This is a genomic window from Bacillus alkalicellulosilyticus, from assembly GCF_002019795.1.
Classification (GTDB): Bacteria; Bacillota; Bacilli; order Bacillales; family Bacillaceae_F; genus Bacillus_AO; species Bacillus_AO alkalicellulosilyticum.
On record NZ_KV917381.1, the window covers coordinates 1,059,083 to 1,077,372 of the forward strand.

12 protein-coding genes are annotated in these 18,290 nt (G+C 37.2%); 11 read left to right on the forward strand and 1 reads right to left on the reverse strand.

Features of this window, described 5'->3' with window-relative positions; all coding sequences use genetic code 11:
- The first annotated feature begins 142 nt into the window (after positions 1-142).
- The 10 genes from BK585_RS05480 to BK585_RS05525 all read left to right on the forward strand — a co-directional run bounded on the left by BK585_RS05480 (position 143) and on the right by BK585_RS05525 (position 14,261).
- On the forward strand, positions 143-1,066 hold the full coding sequence (locus BK585_RS05480) for an AEC family transporter (protein WP_078552457.1): 924 nt from the start codon (positions 143-145) through the stop codon (positions 1,064-1,066).
- A 453-nt stretch (positions 1,067-1,519) separates the two neighbouring features.
- Positions 1,520-4,948, forward strand: a complete 3,429-nt coding sequence (locus BK585_RS05485; protein WP_281248876.1) for a pullulanase — start codon at positions 1,520-1,522, stop codon at positions 4,946-4,948.
- Between the two features lie 533 nt (positions 4,949-5,481).
- Positions 5,482-6,822, forward strand: a complete 1,341-nt coding sequence (locus BK585_RS05490) for an extracellular solute-binding protein (RefSeq protein WP_078552459.1) — start codon at positions 5,482-5,484, stop codon at positions 6,820-6,822.
- A 56-nt stretch (positions 6,823-6,878) separates the two neighbouring features.
- Positions 6,879-7,751 (forward strand): carbohydrate ABC transporter permease, encoded by an 873-nt coding sequence (locus BK585_RS05495; protein WP_170885485.1) that lies wholly within the window; start codon positions 6,879-6,881, stop codon positions 7,749-7,751.
- The gene (locus BK585_RS05500; protein WP_078552463.1) at positions 7,752-8,582 is read left to right on the forward strand and encodes a carbohydrate ABC transporter permease; all 831 of its coding nucleotides are present in this window, start codon (positions 7,752-7,754) and stop codon (positions 8,580-8,582) included.
- Positions 8,583-8,600: 18 nt separating this feature from the next.
- Positions 8,601-10,349, forward strand: coding sequence for a cache domain-containing sensor histidine kinase (locus BK585_RS05505; RefSeq protein WP_078552465.1), 1,749 nt, complete (start codon positions 8,601-8,603; stop codon positions 10,347-10,349).
- Entirely contained in the window at positions 10,339-11,520 is a 1,182-nt protein-coding gene (locus BK585_RS05510; RefSeq protein WP_078552467.1) for a response regulator transcription factor, read from the forward strand. The genes BK585_RS05505 and BK585_RS05510 overlap by 11 nt, the downstream gene beginning before the upstream one ends.
- Positions 11,521-11,541: 21 nt before the next feature.
- Entirely contained in the window at positions 11,542-12,432 is an 891-nt protein-coding gene (locus tag BK585_RS05515) for a ribokinase (protein ID WP_078552468.1), read from the forward strand.
- A 278-nt stretch (positions 12,433-12,710) separates the two neighbouring features.
- On the forward strand, positions 12,711-13,436 hold the full coding sequence (gene pssA, locus BK585_RS05520) for a CDP-diacylglycerol--serine O-phosphatidyltransferase (protein ID WP_078556635.1): 726 nt from the start codon (positions 12,711-12,713) through the stop codon (positions 13,434-13,436).
- A gap of 195 nt (positions 13,437-13,631) precedes the next feature.
- Positions 13,632-14,261, forward strand: coding sequence for a LysE family translocator (locus BK585_RS05525; RefSeq protein WP_078552470.1), 630 nt, complete (start codon positions 13,632-13,634; stop codon positions 14,259-14,261).
- On the opposite strand, the gene BK585_RS05530 is transcribed toward BK585_RS05525, so the two are convergent.
- Positions 14,248-15,612 carry an amino acid permease gene (locus BK585_RS05530; RefSeq protein WP_078552472.1) on the reverse strand — a complete coding sequence of 455 codons (1,365 nt, stop codon included), beginning with the start codon at positions 15,610-15,612 and terminating at the stop codon, positions 14,248-14,250. The two genes, BK585_RS05525 and BK585_RS05530, sit on opposite strands and share 14 nt — an antisense overlap.
- 176 nt (positions 15,613-15,788) lie before the next feature.
- Here BK585_RS05530 and BK585_RS05535 point away from each other — a divergent pair, with 176 nt between their 5' ends.
- Positions 15,789-17,987 carry an MASE3 domain-containing protein gene (locus tag BK585_RS05535; protein WP_078552474.1) on the forward strand — a complete coding sequence of 733 codons (2,199 nt, stop codon included), beginning with the start codon at positions 15,789-15,791 and terminating at the stop codon, positions 17,985-17,987.
- Positions 17,988-18,290 lie beyond the last annotated feature (303 nt).

Genomic DNA, 18,290 nt, shown 5'->3' on the forward strand with positions numbered 1-18,290 from the left:
GATGTTTTAGCAAGTTCTGTCCCATCCTTTTTTGTTTGTATTCCTCAGGACATTGTTCTATTCCAAAGACAAACTGATAAGGATTCGCTATACTTAACTACATCAACAGAGTTCGCTACGGTTGCTCAGTAAGGAGTTTATTTTGTCTATTATCTTGCATATCTTTCAGTCAAACATATTACCTTTATTCATTCTTGTTGCGATTGGGGTTATATTACAGAAAAAATATCATTTTGATGTAAAGATATTCGCCAAACTATTATTTACGGTTTACATCCCTGCAGTTGTTTTTATTCAATTATATCGTCTAGATATCTCGTATAGTATCTTGCGTGATATTTTCCTGTTTGTTTTTATACTGTATTTAGTATTAACGGTCATTGTACTACTGTATATCAAACTGGCTAAAGTGGAGTCAAAAAAAATTCCAACTTTCTTTAATAGCGTACTATTTTATAACAGTGGAAACTATGGATTACCTTTAATCCTGTTAGTGTTTCCTGGAAATTCATTGGCGTTATCCATTCAAGTGATTATTGTCGTGTTTCAAACTCTCATTCCTTATACCGTTGGAATGATTACTATCAATTCTGGTAAAAAAACAAAGAAGGAGCTAGCTGTGGGATTGCTTAAACTACCTGTACTTTATGCTATATTTTTAGGGATGGTGTTTCATTATTTAGCGATTCCGTTGCCACAAGCCGTCGAAATCCCTCTCGATTATATTGCAAATGGCTTTATAGCACTTGCTTTACTAACCCTAGGACTTCAGTTAGGAAATATCAGTTGGAAGTTAACAAGCCCACAATTAATTCCTATCAATATCATTCGATTGGTTTTATCTCCTGGTATTGCTCTTTTGATTGTATATGCGATGGATTTATCAGGTGTAATCGCTCAAGTATTGATTATATCGAGTGCTGTTCCAACAGCCGTTAATGTTGTTTTACTAGACATTGAATATGATAATCATCCAGAATTTTCATCACAGATAGTTTTATCGTCAACTATTTTCAGTGCATTTACGATAACAGCGATTATTTACTTTGTTCAAGTGGTATTTTAACGTCGGTCTTCCGGCGTTTTTTTATTTGAATAGTTCGACATTGCTTACTAGGCGTTAACCAAAAGAGCCTCGCATTGATTTCTTATAAAGCTTCCGTATCGTCGGCAATCAAATAACAGTGCTGTTTTTCTAGTGTAGAGAGGAAATGATAACCAAGATTGGTATTGACAACGGTTACAAATGTCCATTACTATTAACTTATGAAACCGTTTGCATTAATTTAAAGTATAAATTTCACTTTAGTTCATGACTTTTAACTCAGTTACTAAAAATTATGAAACATACAAATAAACTCTATTTTTGTCGAATTCCCCTTGGTAAATTGAGAGCAATAAGTAACTGTTTTTTCTTTTTAGGAGTTAGGATTATAAACATGAAAGGAGGTGAGTATGAGCATTTGTGCAACTGTTTGCGCAAGGTAAGCATTTATTTATAAATTGGGAGGGATAACATGTGAGGAAGACAATGAATAATCTTGGTATCATCATGATGGTTTTTTTACTGACACTATCACCATTTAGTTATGTTTCTGTAAACGCTACCACTGAAGATGAAGAGGTAGTTGTAGCCTCTACAGAAATAGCGGAAAACACTCTGCGAATTCACTATCAAAGAGATGACAATGATTTTGATAATTGGGGTCTTTGGACGTGGGGTGATGTCAAAGATGGCTCTGATAATTGGCCATCGGGAGCAACTCCTTTTATCCAAGTAGAAGGCAGTCAGGATGGATACGTTGATATAGAATTAGCGAGTGGTGCATCTCAAATCGGTTTCTTAGTCGTGAACCGAGAGAATGAAGCAAAAGATGGTGGAGATAAAAGTTATGTGATTACCTCTGCGGACATTAATGAAATATGGATTACGCAAGGTTCTGACAAAGTGTATACATATGAACCTGTTAATCTTCCTGAAAATACGGTTCGAATTCATTATGTCAAAGATGACGGTCAATACGATAACTTAGGATTATGGACGTGGGATGATGTTGTAAGTCCTTCGGCTAATTGGCCTTCTGGGGCAACTCCTTTTGACCAAGTTGGTCGTTACGGGGCATATGTTGATATTAATATACTCGAAGATGCTAAGAAAATTGGTTTTCTTGTAGTCAATCGTAACAATGGAAATCAAAGTGGGGATATGTCATTTTCTCTTCTTGAAGACTATAACCAATTGTTTATTAAAGAAGGAGATCAAACTGTGTATATTTCACCATTTGGAGATACTCCAACAGGTCTTATCTCTGGTGAAGTTCTCTCTACTAATAAAATACTATTAAACTTTACAAGCACAAAAGGGTTAGTGGAAGAAGAATTGCTAGAGCAGCTTCAAATTAAAGACCGTGAAGGAAATGTACTTACAATTAATAGTGTTACTATAAAAAACGATAAGACAGTTGAGATTTCGCTTGATTTGAATCTTGACCAAGCTCCTTTTGAAGTGACATTTGACGGGAAAACCGTAACAATCACTTCAGGATGGAGAATGATTGATGAAATGTATGGATATACAGGTGAGCTTGGTGCCACACTTCACGCCGATGGAACAGCAACTATTAAATTATGGTCTCCTACTGCTAATGATGTAGCTGTCATTCTTTATGATAAAGATGACCAAAACGAAGTCATTGGAAAAGTTCAAATGACTCAAGGAGACCGTGGCGTCTGGGAAGTGACTCTCAATCAAGAAAATACAGGTCTTGTTTCTGTAAGAAATTATTTCTACCATTATGAAATTACACATGGGGAAGAAACGGTCTTAGCTCTGGATCCATATGCGAAATCAATGGCAACTTGGGATAACTTCGGGGATTACCCTATTGGAAAAGCAGCAATAGTTAATCCTTCTGCTATTGGACCGCAATTAGACTTTGCTCAAATTGAAGGATTTGAAAAGCGTGAGGATGCGATTATTTATGAAGTACATGTAAGAGATTTTACCGTAGATCCTTCAATCGAATCTGATTTAAATGCCCAGTTTGGTACGTTTACGGCATTCATTGATAAATTAGATTATATTGAAGACTTAGGTGTAACACATATTCAGCTACTACCAGTAATGAGTTATTTCTGGGGTAATGAATTTATTAATGACGAGAGAGAAATGCATTACTCAGCACAAGACAATAATTACAACTGGGGCTATGACCCACATAGTTATTTTTCTTTATCAGGGATGTATTCAGACAACCCGGACAATCCTGAAAGAAGAATTGAAGAATTTAAAATCTTGGTTGATGAAATCCATAAGCGTGGAATGGGCGTTATCCTAGATGTTGTCTATAACCATACAGCTAGAGTCGAAATATTCGAGGACTTAGTTCCTAATTACTATCATTTTATGGATTCTGATGGAACTCCACGTACTAGTTTTGGTGGAGGTCGCCTAGGAACAACTCATGAAATGGCTAGAAGAATTTTAGTAGATTCGATTACGTATTGGGTGGATGAATATAAAGTTGATGGTTTCCGTTTTGATATGATGGGTGACCATGATGCAGAAAGCATTCAAATTGCTTATGATAAAGCAAAAGAACTCAATCCCAATATCGTGATGATCGGAGAAGGTTGGAGAACATTTGTCGGTGATGAAGGAGAAAGTGTGATGGCTGCGGATCAAGATTGGATGCAGCACACGGAGAGTGTAGGGGTCTTTTCCGATGAGTTTAGAAACGAGTTAAAATCAGGATTTGGAAGTGAGGGACAACCACGCTTTATTACAGGTGGCGCTCGAAATGTCCAACAAATCTTTGACAATATTAAAGCACAACCACATAATTTTGTTGCGGATGACCCAGGTGATGTCGTTCCTTACATTGAAGCTCATGATAATTTAACATTGCATGATGTCATTGCTCAATCCATTAAAAAGGACCCTGAATTCCATCAGGAAGAAATCCACCAACGTATTAGATTAGGAAATGCAATGGTGTTAACTTCACAAGGCACGGCGTTCATTCATGCTGGTCAAGAGTTTGGTCGAACTAAACAATGGAGAACTGATGGTGTACCTGAACAAAAAGAAACATATATGGTAGATGAAAATGGAAATCCGTTCACCTATCCTTATTTTATTCATGATTCCTATGACTCTACGGATATCATTAATATGTTTAATTGGGAACAAGCGACGAATGAGGAAGCTTATCCTATTAATCATTTGACGCGAGAATATACGACAGGACTTATTGAATTAAGAAGGTCAACAGATGCTTTTAGATTGGGTACAAAAGAGTTAGTAGATAGCAATGTTACATTTGTCGATGCACCTGAAATAAATGAAAGAGATTTAGTCGTTGCTTATAGGAGTGAAGCAACAGATGGAACGGCATATTATGTGTTTGTAAACGCAGATATGAATGAACGTACTTTATCGTTAGAAGAAGATATAACATCAGGGATAGTATTGGTCGATAGTGATGAAGCGGGAGTGGAAGAGGTTTCTGAACAAACAGGTTTTGAGATATCTGCACAATCGATTACAATCGAACCACTCACTACAGTTGTGATAAAAATCGGAGAAGAGGATGGAGAGGACCCTACTGACCCAGTAGATCCGGCAGACCCTGTAGACCCTGTGGATCCGACAGACCCGGTTGACCCGGTCAATCCTGAAGATCCAACAAATCCAGTGGACCCTGTAAGTCCTGAAAAACCAACAGAGCCATCAGAACCAGTGGATTCAGAAGAACCAACGGATTCAGATGATAATGAAAATCCAGTCAGTATCGATAAAGGGGATAAAGAAGGAGATGGGAAAGGCGGAGGTCTACTTCCAAGCACAGCCACAAACATCTTCAATCTTCTTTTAGTAGGCATCGTATTGCTCATTGCAGGAGCTGGAACTTACATTGTAATACGTAGAAAGAGACTTGAAGCATAATAAGATAAAAAACCTCAAAGCGACCAAGTTAAAAATATCTGCACTGGCTTCACTCGCCACAAAGCAAGTTGTGAGAAAACCACTCACAACTTGCTTTAAAAGAAGGTGGCGGTTCGCTCATTGCTTAGAGGGTGGAACAAAAGGTTAAACAACCTTTTGTCCCACCCTCTTGTTTTTTTGTGTTAAGTATCGTAACGGACTCAGGAGACCTTATTTCAAGGTTTTTTTGATATTTTTGATTTTAACGGACACCAGAGACCCTATTTAGTAAAAATATGCATGTTTTAGTGGTTTTTAGGGTAAATAGAGGCTCCTGAGTCCGTTAGCATCGAAAATAACGACTTTTTTGAAAATAGCGGAACGTGTATCCGATAGGAATTCAAAGTTAATCCCCCATGGCCCCAGCCCAACCCCACACCATATTGAACACAAAAGAAATTTAAACCTTTTTAAGGGAAACGCCACATTTCTCGATTCCCCAAGCCAGACTACAATGAAAGTGTAAGCGGTTAACTATAACGGGGGTGCAAAACATGAAAAAGAAATGGTTTCAAGGATTCATTTTGAGCTTGGCTTTTCTGTTTTTTGTTGTGGCTTGTTCGAATTCTACGACTAACGAGAATCCGTCAAATGAGGAGAATAAACCAGATGAGACGGAAGTGACAGAGACTACAGATGAAAAGGTTTCTCTTTCTTTCCGCCATATTTGGGTGGCTGAGCATGAACAAGTCGTTAAAGAGATTTATGATGAAGTGTTAGCCGATTTTCAAGCAGCCCATCCGAACATCAACATTGAAACGGAAGGCATGGACCAAGAAACTCATCGGGAGCAGAAGTTAAAAGCTGAAATGGTTGCAGGAAATCCACCAGACTTATTTGTGATGTGGGGTGGTTCAGAGCTAGATCCTTATATTAATGCCGAGCGAATGCTTGATTTAACAGATTTTCTAGAAGAGACTGGCTTAAAAGAAAAGTTTGTTTCCCTTGAAGCCTTTACAAAGGATGGCAGGGTGTACGGCTTACCATTAGAAGGGTTTGGAGAAGGAATCTATTATAATAAAGAGATTTTTGAAGAGGTGGGAGTCAATCCGCCAGAAACGATTGATGACCTCATTGAGATTTCAAAAAAGATTAAAGATGCCGGGTATACTCCAATATCGCTTGCGAACCAAGACAAATGGCCTGGAGGAATGATTTGGCAGTTCTTCCTTGACCGCTATGCTGGTCATGTTGTCGCAGATATTATTGAAGGCAAGGGTTCTTGGGAGAACCCAGAATATATAGAGGCCACTGAAAAGTTCATTGAATTGATTTCAGCAGGTGGATTTACGGAAGGAGCAAACGGACTTCCATATGACCAACAATCATCAGCCTTTATTAATGGGGATGCAGCGATGGTGTTAACAGGAAGCTGGGAAGCTGAATTGTTTGATAGCAATGCAGAATTTGCGGATAAGGTTGGATTTATGAACTTCCCAAAAGCGGAAGGTAGCTCTGTAGACCAGGAAAGAATTGTCGCAGGTTATTCGTTTGGAATTGGGTTATCTAGTAACTTAGAAGGAGCAAAGAAAGAAGCGGCGGTACAACTTCTTGAAACGATGCTTTCTGAGGAAGTGCAACAACGAATTGTTTATGAAGCGAAGCGAGTCCCTGCCTTAAAACTTACCGTTGATCCATTGGAAGCGGGTGTTGTCTTCAGTAAGGTGTTAAACACGATTAATGAAGCATCTGAAACCTATATGGCGTATGACAATATTATTCAACCTTCTGTAAGGCAGGCTTATTTTAATAATATTCAAAGCATGTTAAACGGAAATATAACAGCTGAAGACGCGTTGAAAAACATGCAACAAGTACAAAACGAAACAGAGTAATAAGAATAAGGGGAGCTGTAAGCTTCCCTTCTCTAGCTAAATGGATGGTGTTGACAGTGAATCGAATCTTACGTAATCCTAGCATGTACGTTGTCTTTCTTTTGCCAGCTTTAGTCATCTATTCAATCTTTATCGTTTATCCTATCATTCAATCAATCTATTATAGTTTCTTTAAATGGGATGCCTTAGGAGATAAATTGTTTATCGGTCTATCTAATTATAAGACGTTACTTTCTGACCAACTATTTCATGTTGCTTTCCAAAACACATTGTTGTTACTAGGTTTTTCTGTTTGTATTGGGACACCTCTCGCTCTCTTTTTAGCCATTGTTCTCAGTAAGACGTTCGTTGGGGATTCAATTATGAAGACTGCGGTGTTCATTCCAACGGTGCTCTCTACGGTTATTGTTGGAGTGTTGTGGAATTTTGTCTATCACCCTGAAATAGGAACGTTAAACTATATTTTAAGTTTAATTGGACTTGAGCAATTTCAACAACCATGGTTGGCTCAAACAGAGACGGCGATGGGAGCGATTCTAGTGGCCAATACATGGCAATGGCTTGGTTTTCATACAGTGATATTGCTTGCTGGTGTTAAAAATATACCAAAAGATGTGTTGGAAGCTGCTCATATTGATGGGGCTGGTGCCATCACTCGTACATTCAAGATTATCATCCCGATGATGTGGCCAGTTATTACTGTTGATATCCTACTAACGATTACAGGTTCGTTACGAGCATTTGATATTGTCTACATTATGACAAGGGGCGGACCGGCTTATTCGACTGAAATTATGGCGACATATATGTACACTAAGGCATTCACTGAATTTAACTATGGGTATGGGAGTACCATTGCAACAGCGATTCTAGTATTTACATTAACAGTCGCACTAGTGTTTCAACGTCTAGCAAGGAGGGGAGAATAAATGAACATGCGAAAACTCATATCAAAGCTTTTCTATCCTCTATTGCTTCTATTTATCATTTGCTACTTATCACCCATTGTTTGGCTTTTTTTATCATCTGTAAAAACAAATCAAGAAATCTCTAAGAATCCATGGGCAGTACCGACTGAGTTCAGATGGGAGAACTTTCAAGAGGCTTGGCAGACAGCCAATTTAAGTCAATACTTTGTAAATAGTTTACTAGTCGGTGTTTCCTCTAGTATAGTAACGATTTTTATAGGGGCGATGGCAGCCTTTGCCTTATCAAGGTTAAAATTTAAAAAAGCTAATTTTCTAATATACCAGTACTTTTTGCTTGGTCTATTAATCCCTGTGAATGCGTTATTAATCCCGTTATATTTAATAGTGAACGACTTATATTTGTACGGGAGCCACTGGGCGCTAATTTTAACGTATACAGCATTCAATTTGCCGATTACAATTTTTATTTTAGTCTCATTTATGGTTCATTTTCCGTCAGAGCTTGAAGAAGCAGGGATCATAGATGGGTGTGGGATTTTTAGACTGTTTTGGAATGTACTTTTGCCCATAACTCGTCCTGCCTTAGCAACGGTTCTTATTTTGAACTTATTAAATAATTGGAACGAATTCATTTTAGCGTTATTGTTTAATTCGAATCAGCAGATGAGAACAGTTCCTGTAGGGTTGGCAAATTTTGCAAGCCAATACCAAGTGAATTATGCTACACTATCTGCAGGAGCTTTACTCACAATTTTCCCAATAATCGTAATGTTTATTGTTTTACAAAAACAGGTGATTGAAGGAATGTCTGCAGGGGCAGTGAAAGGTTAATGGTAAAGGGGATGTCGTATGCGGCTGCAATATAAAGTAATTATTGGTTTTATCGTACTCGTTATCTTACCAATTGTTATATTAGGAATGGTATCTTATCATACGGCCTCAATGATGATCCAAGAAAAAATTAGTGAACAAACAATCCGTACCTTAAAATCAACAGAGCTCAACATCCTCGGAGCTATTAGTGAGATTGATTCATTGTCCAATACAGCAATTGTTTCAAACGATGTCCAAGAAACATTTAAAAAACATTGGGATTTCCATGCGAATTATCATGATATTTATGAGAGAAATCGGATAGAACAAGCTCTCACCAACCTCCTTTATATTAACCCTAAAATTCATTCGGTTGTTTTATTTACAGAAAAAGGACTGAATTATCAAAAGGGACTGGGAGACCCACTACATGTGAATAACACCCACCTAAAAAGAGGGATAAAAAAAGCAGTAGAAAATGATGGAAGGCCCGTTTGGTTAGGAACGACAGAAAGTCATCGGATTCTTACTGCATCCGAACCTGTTTTTACTCATCTTCGAATTGTAAAAGATAGAGATACGATGGAGAACTTAGGATTCCTCTTAATCAATGTAAAAACGGATATATTGGAGCGTATTTTTTTCGAGTTATACAAAGGTGAGTCATTAGATATCATGCTTATTGATAATTACCGAACAATATTATATAGTCCAGAGCAAGATTTGATGGGTTATTTTCTTGAATTTGACCATCCAGGTGTGATTTTTAGCGAGCAAGAAGGGTCATTTATTGAAAGTTGGAATGGAGAAAAAAGTCTTGTTACGTATGTTAAAACGGACCATGAGTGGACGCTGGTGTCGATTAAGCCTTTGAACCTTTTAATGGCAGAAACAAATGATATCAAATATACAGTAGCTACATTAGTTATTGTCGTTATTTTGCTAGCAGTGCTTTTTAACTTTGTCTATATTAGAAAAATTGTATATTTCATCGACTCATTAAATACAAGCATGAAGAAAGTCGCAAGTGGGCAATTAGACGTAGAAATGCCCTCTTATGCTTCACATGAAATGAATACAATGGCCCTTGGGTTTAACAGGATGGTAAAACGGATTAAACAGTTGCTCTATCAGGTCAAAAAGGAACAACAATCCAAAGAGGAAGCAGAATTTAAAGCGCTACAGGCACAAATTAATCCGCATTTTCTTTACAATACTCTTGAGTCGATTAACGCAATGGCAGCTCTACAAGGTCAAAAAGATATTAGTAGAATGACGGTCAATTTAGGAAAGTTATTGAGAATCAGCTTTAGTAAATCGCCAATGATTAAAGTAAAAGATGAAATACAACATATCCAAAGTTATTTAGAAATTCAAAAGGTTAGACATGGAGATTTATTTTCATTTGTTATCGATGTTGACCCGAAAATGTTGGAATTCTCGACGTTAAAGTTGATTTTACAACCGATTATTGAAAATGCAATCATTCATGGAATTGAACTTAAGGATGAATTCTATTCAACAATTAAAGTTATCGGAAGGATGTCTGAGGGTCGACTTATCTTTTTGGTTGAGGATGATGGTGTTGGCTTTACCGAAGAAGCGTTACAGGCAGTCAATGAAAAAAGGAATATGAACTTAGGATTAGGAATTCAAAATGTTTACGAAAGAATTCGCTTATATTACGGGGATTCATACGGCGTTATTATTTGTTCCACTAAAGGCGTCGGGACTGTCATAAAAATAACAATTCCAATTACCGAGGTGAGGGTTCGTGGATTATAAACTGTTACTTGTTGATGATGAGCAACTCATTGTAAAGAGCTTGTTGAAAACAATAGCCTGGGAAGAATTACACTGTACTGTTGTTGGGACTGCACGAAATGGCAAAGAGGCGTTGAAGAAATATCAGCAATTCGCTCCAGATATCGTTATTACTGATATCCGAATGCCGGTTATGGATGGGATTGAGCTTTTGAAAAATATCAAAGAAATCAATCCAAAAAGCAAGGCGATTATTTTATCCGGTTATGATGAGTTTAGTTATGCAAGAGATGCCATGAAGTACGGAGCGAGTGATTATATTTTAAAACCAATTGATTATGATGAGTTATACAGGTCAGTCGAAAAAATATCTAAAGAGATTAAAGAAGAGGTAGAACAATTACAAATGGTTTATAAAAATATATTGTTTGAAGCGATATCCGGAGGAAACCCAATTCATCATGAACTAGATGCTTGTTTTTTTAAGATGGTTTGTCTAGAAACGTCGACCCACACGATTTTAAATGAAGAGTTTATTCGCCAAAAAGTGGGTACCGTTTATCATTCGGATGTGTCTATCTTTGTGCTTAAAGTAGAACCAACGTTGTACTCCATTATTTTCTGTAGTCAAAATCGTAATTCGTTACTTCGAGTGGAAAAAGATTCAGTTCGAAAAATGTTGAATCACTTTCCAGTTGATATTCATTTTGGTGTCGGAAATATATTATACGGATTACGGGATATATATGACGGTCATAAGCAAGCGCTTACATGCTTACGTTATAAAAACTTATTCGCAGAAAAGAAAGTCATTACGATGAACGACGTCAATCAATTAAAAAATAAGAAATCGGGAACAGACAATGTCGTAGTAAAAGCGATGGAATTTATGAAAGGTTCGTTTGAAGAAGATATCGGTATTGATGACATTGCCGACCATGTGGGATTGAGTGTCAGTCGGTTAAGTGTTGTATTCAAAAAAGGAACAGGTATCACTTGTCTTGAATATTTAACTAACATTAGAATGGAAAAAGCACTGTTTCTTCTTAAGCATACTTCTAAAAAGACATATGAAATTGCAGAGCTTGTAGGATATACAGATCCCAGGTATTTTAGCCAAGTATTTAAAAAGAAAGTAAACCTTACACCGAGTGAATATCGTAAGGGAGAAGGACAGCTCGTTTCAAAATGACCATTGTTCGGAGGCGCATGCATGAGTTCACGTATAGTTGTAGTTGGAAGTATAAATATGGATTTAGTCACAGTCGTTGATACTTTTCCTATCCCAGGTGAGACCCGTATTGGTTCAGATTTTAAAACGGTAACAGGAGGGAAGGGTGCAAATCAAGCGGTAGCCGCAGCAAGACTAGGTGCTGAAGTGACGATGATTGGCTGTGTAGGTGATGATGCGTTTGGAATACAATCACTTCAAGTACTTGAGCGTGAAGGAATCGTAACCGACCATGTGAAACAGATCAAAGGGGTTGAAACCGGTATTGCCGCAATCACGGTTTCTGGGGGAGAGAATCAAATCGTTGTAGTGCCAGGTGCGAATTCATATGTTACGCCCGAGTATATTAAAGAAAAGGAACAGGTGATTAAGGACAGCGATATCGTCTTGATTCAGCTTGAAATCCCGATTGCTACCGTTGAAGCGGTGGCGTTGATTGCTAATCGTTATCAAACAAAAATTATAGTAAACCCAGCGCCAATCCAAGCCTTACCTGCTTTTCTCTTAGAGACTGTTGATTACATCACACCGAATGAACATGAAGTGAAGCAACTAGATGTGCCTTTATGTAAAGGTGAGATGGTCATTACAAAAGGAGAAGAAGGCGTTTCGATTAAAGCAAAAGAAGGAAATATAGCAATCCCCGCACATCGTGTGCAAGTGGTAGATACAACCGGGGCTGGCGATACGTTTAATGGCGCCCTTGCTGTTGCCTTATGTGAAGGAAAGTCGATAGTGGAAGCTAGTCAATTTGCGGTGGCGGCAAGTGCACTGTCTGTTTTAAAATTTGGTGCACAAGCAGGAATGCCTACGCTTCAAGAAGTAGAAGAGTTCATAAATGATAAAGCAGAAAAGGGAAAAGGACGACAATAGGGAAGGTATCCCTGTTGTCGTATTTTTATCATTGGGGTAATTCACGAAAAAAGTATAGGTTTCACTGCTACCGATCACATCTAAGAAAAGACGGTTAGCGAAGGCACTGTAAAAAGTTAAAAACTGGAGGCCACTGAAAAAGTACAAACCAACTTTTTCAATGCCCTCCGGTTAGCAGTTCTTTTTTTGTTTCCTTATACAATTGACTTATATAAAGTGTATAATGGAAGATACTAAGTAAATGATTCATTGTCGGAGAGTGATAAGAACGTATGCGTATGCCATTTATGAAAATGATTCCGAACATGTTCACATTAGGAAACTTATATTGCGGCTTTTTATCGATCGGTTTTGCTGCTGATGGACAATATAAAAACGCAGCGATTTTGATTTTAATTGGAATGATGTTAGACAGTATGGATGGACGACTTGCAAGAATGTTGAATGCTGATTCTGAGTTGGGTAAGGAATTAGACTCTTTAGCAGATATTGTTACGTTTGGCGTGGCCCCATCATTTTTAGTGTATTATACATATTTCTTTCAGTTTGGACTGCTAGGATTTGCGGTAGCCGGGTTGTTTCCTTTATTCGGTGCATATCGTCTAGCTCGATTTAATATTAGCACGACGAAAGCATCTTCCAATTATTTTACTGGTGTACCGATAACAGCTGCAGGTGGAATATTGGCTTTATTAACGTTATTCGGTGGTTATTTCCCAGAGATTATTACAACCGTTATTTTTACGGCATTATGTTTTCTTATGGTGAGTAAGCTTAAAATACCGAGTTTAAAGGAAGTTCCATTACCGAAGTATGGAACGATTGTCACGATATTTTTAGGGTCTTTACTGTTTGTTATTTATCAAGGGACATATGGTCAATTCCCTTACTTGATTTACATTGCAACGCCACTCTACATCGCTTATTTAGCATACCGCTTTAAAAAAGGAAAGGACCGGAAAAAACAAGAAAAAGAAAGCGAAGAGGAAGTTATAAAAGATTGAGACCATACTAGGACAAGAGGGCAGGGATAAAAGGTAGTTACCTTTTGTCCCTGTCTTTATTCAATCGCACCTTCCCAAATAAAAGAAATATTCAATAAGGCTATCCATTTTTTTGTGTTAGAACAGGACTTCCATGAATACAATGTACAAGCGGTAAGTTGTCCAACGTGTCAATTGTTTACTGGAGGGTGTTCTATGAGTTTGTTCTTAGGGTATGTGTTTTTAGGGTTGTCACTGGCGGCACCAATCGGGCCAGTTAATGCAGCTCAACTTGATACCGGCATTAAAAAAGGGTTTTTGCACGCTTGGATAGTTGGATTAGGAGCAACTGTGGCTGATGGATTTTATATGCTTCTTGTTTTTTTAGGAGTCGTTCATTTTATTGATCTGCCATTTATGCAAACTTTTCTATGGATATTCGGTGCCTTTGTATTAATGTATACGGGGTATGAGAGTTTATTAGGGGCGAACGAAGTAAAGGTGAAGAGTGAAAGAACGAGTGAAGGTTCTCACTTTAAATCATTTATGTCTGGTTTTTTTATCTCTTTGTTTAATCCGCTTACGATTTTGTTTTGGCTTGGTATCTTTGGATCGGTGTTAACAAAAACGGTACATACGTACGGGGCGCATAAAGTGATGTTATATACTGCGGCGATTTTTGTAGGGATTACGATTTGGGATATTACAATGGCAGGCCTATCAAGTACATTACGAAAGTACTTGACGACCCGCCTTCTAAAAACAATTTCAATTCTATCAGGTCTTTCACTTATTGGATTTGGAATATATTTCGCCATACAAGCTTTTGACGTTATATTTTTGTAAAAAGAGTTCCCTTATCTGTTGGGTCATCTTCTTTCTTCCAATGTTTCCTCATAATTAATGTGACAATCGCAATCACGATGATAAACATAAGACTTACAAAAAAACCTGGACGACTTGTATGATGAAATAAAGTTCCACTCACACCAAGCAATACGAGTAGTAACCCGAGCAGTCGTTTTACATTATCACCGGCCTTTAGTTTAGTTAACCGTTTGTATGAGCAAAGAATAAAAATCCAGTTATAAAGAAGCATTAAACTAGCGGCTGTTGTTACATATTCATAAATTCGTTCTGGCATGATTAAAGCCAAAACGATTGAAGCAATAATCCCTAAAGTGGTGAGGCAGATAGCTGGCAATGCCACTTTATTTTTTATTTTCTTCTCAAAAATAGCTGGTGCATCTCTGTCAGCTGCTAACGTAACAAGGATACTTGTCACAGCAAAAAGAGACGCAGCCATGGTTGAGAAACCGGCAATAATAAAAACCCCATTAAAAATATGAGGGATATATGGGATGTTAAAGTCTGCTAATGCTGTTATAAAAGGGCTCTGCTCTGTGGAAAAGTGATTCCACCTTACAAGTGTAAGAGCAAGTCCAATTGAAGACACATAAATAACAGCTAATAATAACAACATGACTTTTCCTGACTTAGGGGCATCGGTCATTTTTTTCAAACGAACGGCTAATAACCCCATAATTTCAATTCCAGCATACCCATAAAAACCAAATATTAACGATGACCAAAACCCTGTGAATCCATTCGGAAAAAGAGATGGTATTGATGTTGGAATTGTATCTTTCTCAGGGCTTCCTCCATTTAACACACCAAATAATGCGAGTACAGCAAGGATAATAAACATTACAATGGCTGCAATCTTGATGACAGCTAGTACATTTTCAATCCGGTCAAATCCTTTTGATCCAAGTAAGACTACAATAATTCCTAGAACAGCATAAACGCTAGCTAACATCCAAAGTGGTACGTTCGGAAACCAGAGGCGCGTAAAAATAGACAAAGCCGTTAGTTGACTTCCCATAATAAGCATCTCTGATGCCCAATACACCCAACCACTACTAAAACCAGCCCACCGACCATATGCTTTTTTAGCATATGTTCGAAAAGAACCTTTTTGTGGGTCTGCAATTGTCATTTTAGCGAGAGCTTCAAATACGACATAAGTACCTATTGCTGCTAAGACGTAAGCCAAAACAACAGATGGTCCAGCCATATTGATGGCAATGCTTGACCCAAGAAAAAAGCCAGTACCAATTGTACATGCTACTCCAAGTAATGATAGTTGCCACCACTTAATTGTTTTTTCTCCGTGACTCGCGTCTGCGCTTTTCAAAACATCATCACTCCTTAATTCATGTTGTTATTGTTCGAAAAAAATAGAGGGTTTATGTACAAAAAGGCGAAAGTAATCTATAGCTAAAAAGTCATGTCAAACGGAATCTATTTTTGTCGAAACTCTTACAATTTGACATTTTTCAGCATATTATTAAAGGTGTGGAGGTGAAATCAATGGGTTTAACAAAGATAGAGAAAAACACTGTTACTATAGCTGTAGTTGGCTTACTTTCCCTGTTGGCTCTTTTTTCCCATATTTCAATTTATTTACATATTGAAAATCATCTACTTGCACATACGATATTAGAGATGATAAGTGTAGCTATTTCTGTTTCGATAGTGATTTATGGTTGGTTTACATTTTCAATTACCAAATCCCTACCAACATTTGTATTGACCATTGGATTTATGGTTGTTGCCTTTTTTGACTTAGTACATACCTTTTCGTATCCTGGCGTTAATTTGTTAGAACCCAATTTACAAGCATCGGTGTGGTTTTGGCTTATTGCGCGTTTAACCGAAGCGTTCACGATTGTAATGATATTAGCACTTCATCATCGAGACCAAACTGTTGGCAGACCTTACATGAAGTACGTCGTCTTATTGATAACGTCTGGATTGGTGTTTACCTTAAAATATGTGATATCCTCATATTCAAATGTCCTCCCTATACTAGTGGAACCTGGAATTGGACCAACGACGATAAAAAATTCAATTGAATATGGCGTAGCTTTTATTCATCTTATAGCGATTGTATATTTATGGAAAGTGTATAAAAGAGATAAAAATGCTTATTATTTAAACTTAATATTGGCCTTTTATTTTTTAATCCTGGCTAGTTTGTCTCTCACTGTATATACAGATGTCAATGATGCAACGATTATCATTGGGCACATCTTTAAAGTTATTGGCTATTTTTACATTCTTAAGGGTTTTTATTACTTTTATCTTCATCGCCCATTTGAGAAAAAACATCATACCGAACAACAACTTGCTGATTTAGAAAGCCAGCTAGTCTCTTTCTTTCAAGAAACCAAGGATGCAATGGTCATCTATAATCTTAGTCAAAATAAAATAATCCGTAGAAATCAGGCATTTGAACTAACCTTTGGTTATGAAACAAAAGCTGAGCGGGAAGTCAAATATGCAATTCAAAAATATATTGAAAATAAAAAAAGAAAGAAAGGTACAGATCATTTCCAGACAACGTTAAAAAGTATAGATAATTACGAAGTCGACGTTTATTTAACAAGTGCACCGATTTTAAGCAAAAGCACAAAGTTGTTTGCAATTATGATTAGAGATATCTCTGTTCAAGTGAAAGCGGAGAGGAAAATAGAACAAGCACGAAGAGAATTACAAGAGACAATTCAACAGCATCATGGTGTTATATTTAAATTGAAAAAGCAAAACGGCGTTTTTGTCATTACATTGGTCGATGGTAAATTGGTACATCAAAAAGGTATCATTCCAGAAGCGATTATCGGTATGGATGTAAAACAAGCCTTTCCGCTACTCATTTCAAGTGAAGTTGAAACGCTGCTATGGAAGGCTTGGAACGGTGAAGAAATTGTCTATAATCATTACTCAGCTGTTGGAGAGGTATTATTATTTTCTGTTATTCCATTAAGACGAGAAGGAAAGGTTGTCGAATTAATAGGGACGATAAGTGACATCACTACACTTATAAAAACAGAAGAATTGCTACGGAAATCAGAGAAATTGTCAGTCATTGGAGAATTAGCTGCTGGGTTTGCACATGAAATAAGAAATCCATTAACAACGATTAAAGGGTTTTTGCAGCTAATTCAAACAGAAGAAAAAGAACAGAAAAATGATTATTTAACCATTATGCTTAATGAAATAAGTCGACTTGAGATGATAACAAATGAATTTATGGTCGTGGCTAAGCCACAGGCTGTTAAATATATTAAGACTGATATTATTGAAATTGTTGAAAAGGTGATTCAATTTCTTCGACCACAAACCATATTAAACAGTATAGAGATTTTTCTAGAAGTAAATGAAGAATCTGCCTTTGTATATTGTGATGTGAATCAATTAAAGCAAGTGTTTATAAACCTATATAAAAACGCAATGGAAGCTATGCCTGACGGAGGTAATATCAAGACCCAAATCTTTGTTACCGATGATAATGTAACCATTTCTATCATTGATGAGGGTTGCGGAATACCAGAAGAGATTATACCTCGTTTAGGAGAGCCCTTTTATACGCTAAAGGAAAAAGGGACAGGCTTAGGTTTAATGGTTAGCCATAAAATCATAGATTCTCATCATGGTAGCATTGAAATTACTAGTCAGGTTAATATTGGAACAACAATTACAATTACTCTTCCTTTAATAAAAGAATAAAACGAATCCCGTAAGGTTGTTTCCAGAACTTGCGGGATTTTTGTTAGGATAAAAATCCATGATTGGATGAGGGCACTGTAAAAGTTAAAAACCGAACTTTTTCAGTGCCCTCTGATTCAATTCTAAGTATAACCAGATAGGTGTTTTTTTTAGGGATTTACTCACACCATTTCAAATGCTGCGGGTTTTCGGGAGGATTCGATAGTGAGAAAAATTACCAAATTACTATAATGGGAGGAATCTAACTGTTACGATACAAGCATATAATCGTTGTATAGTTCAATTTCGGACAATGCTTTACAA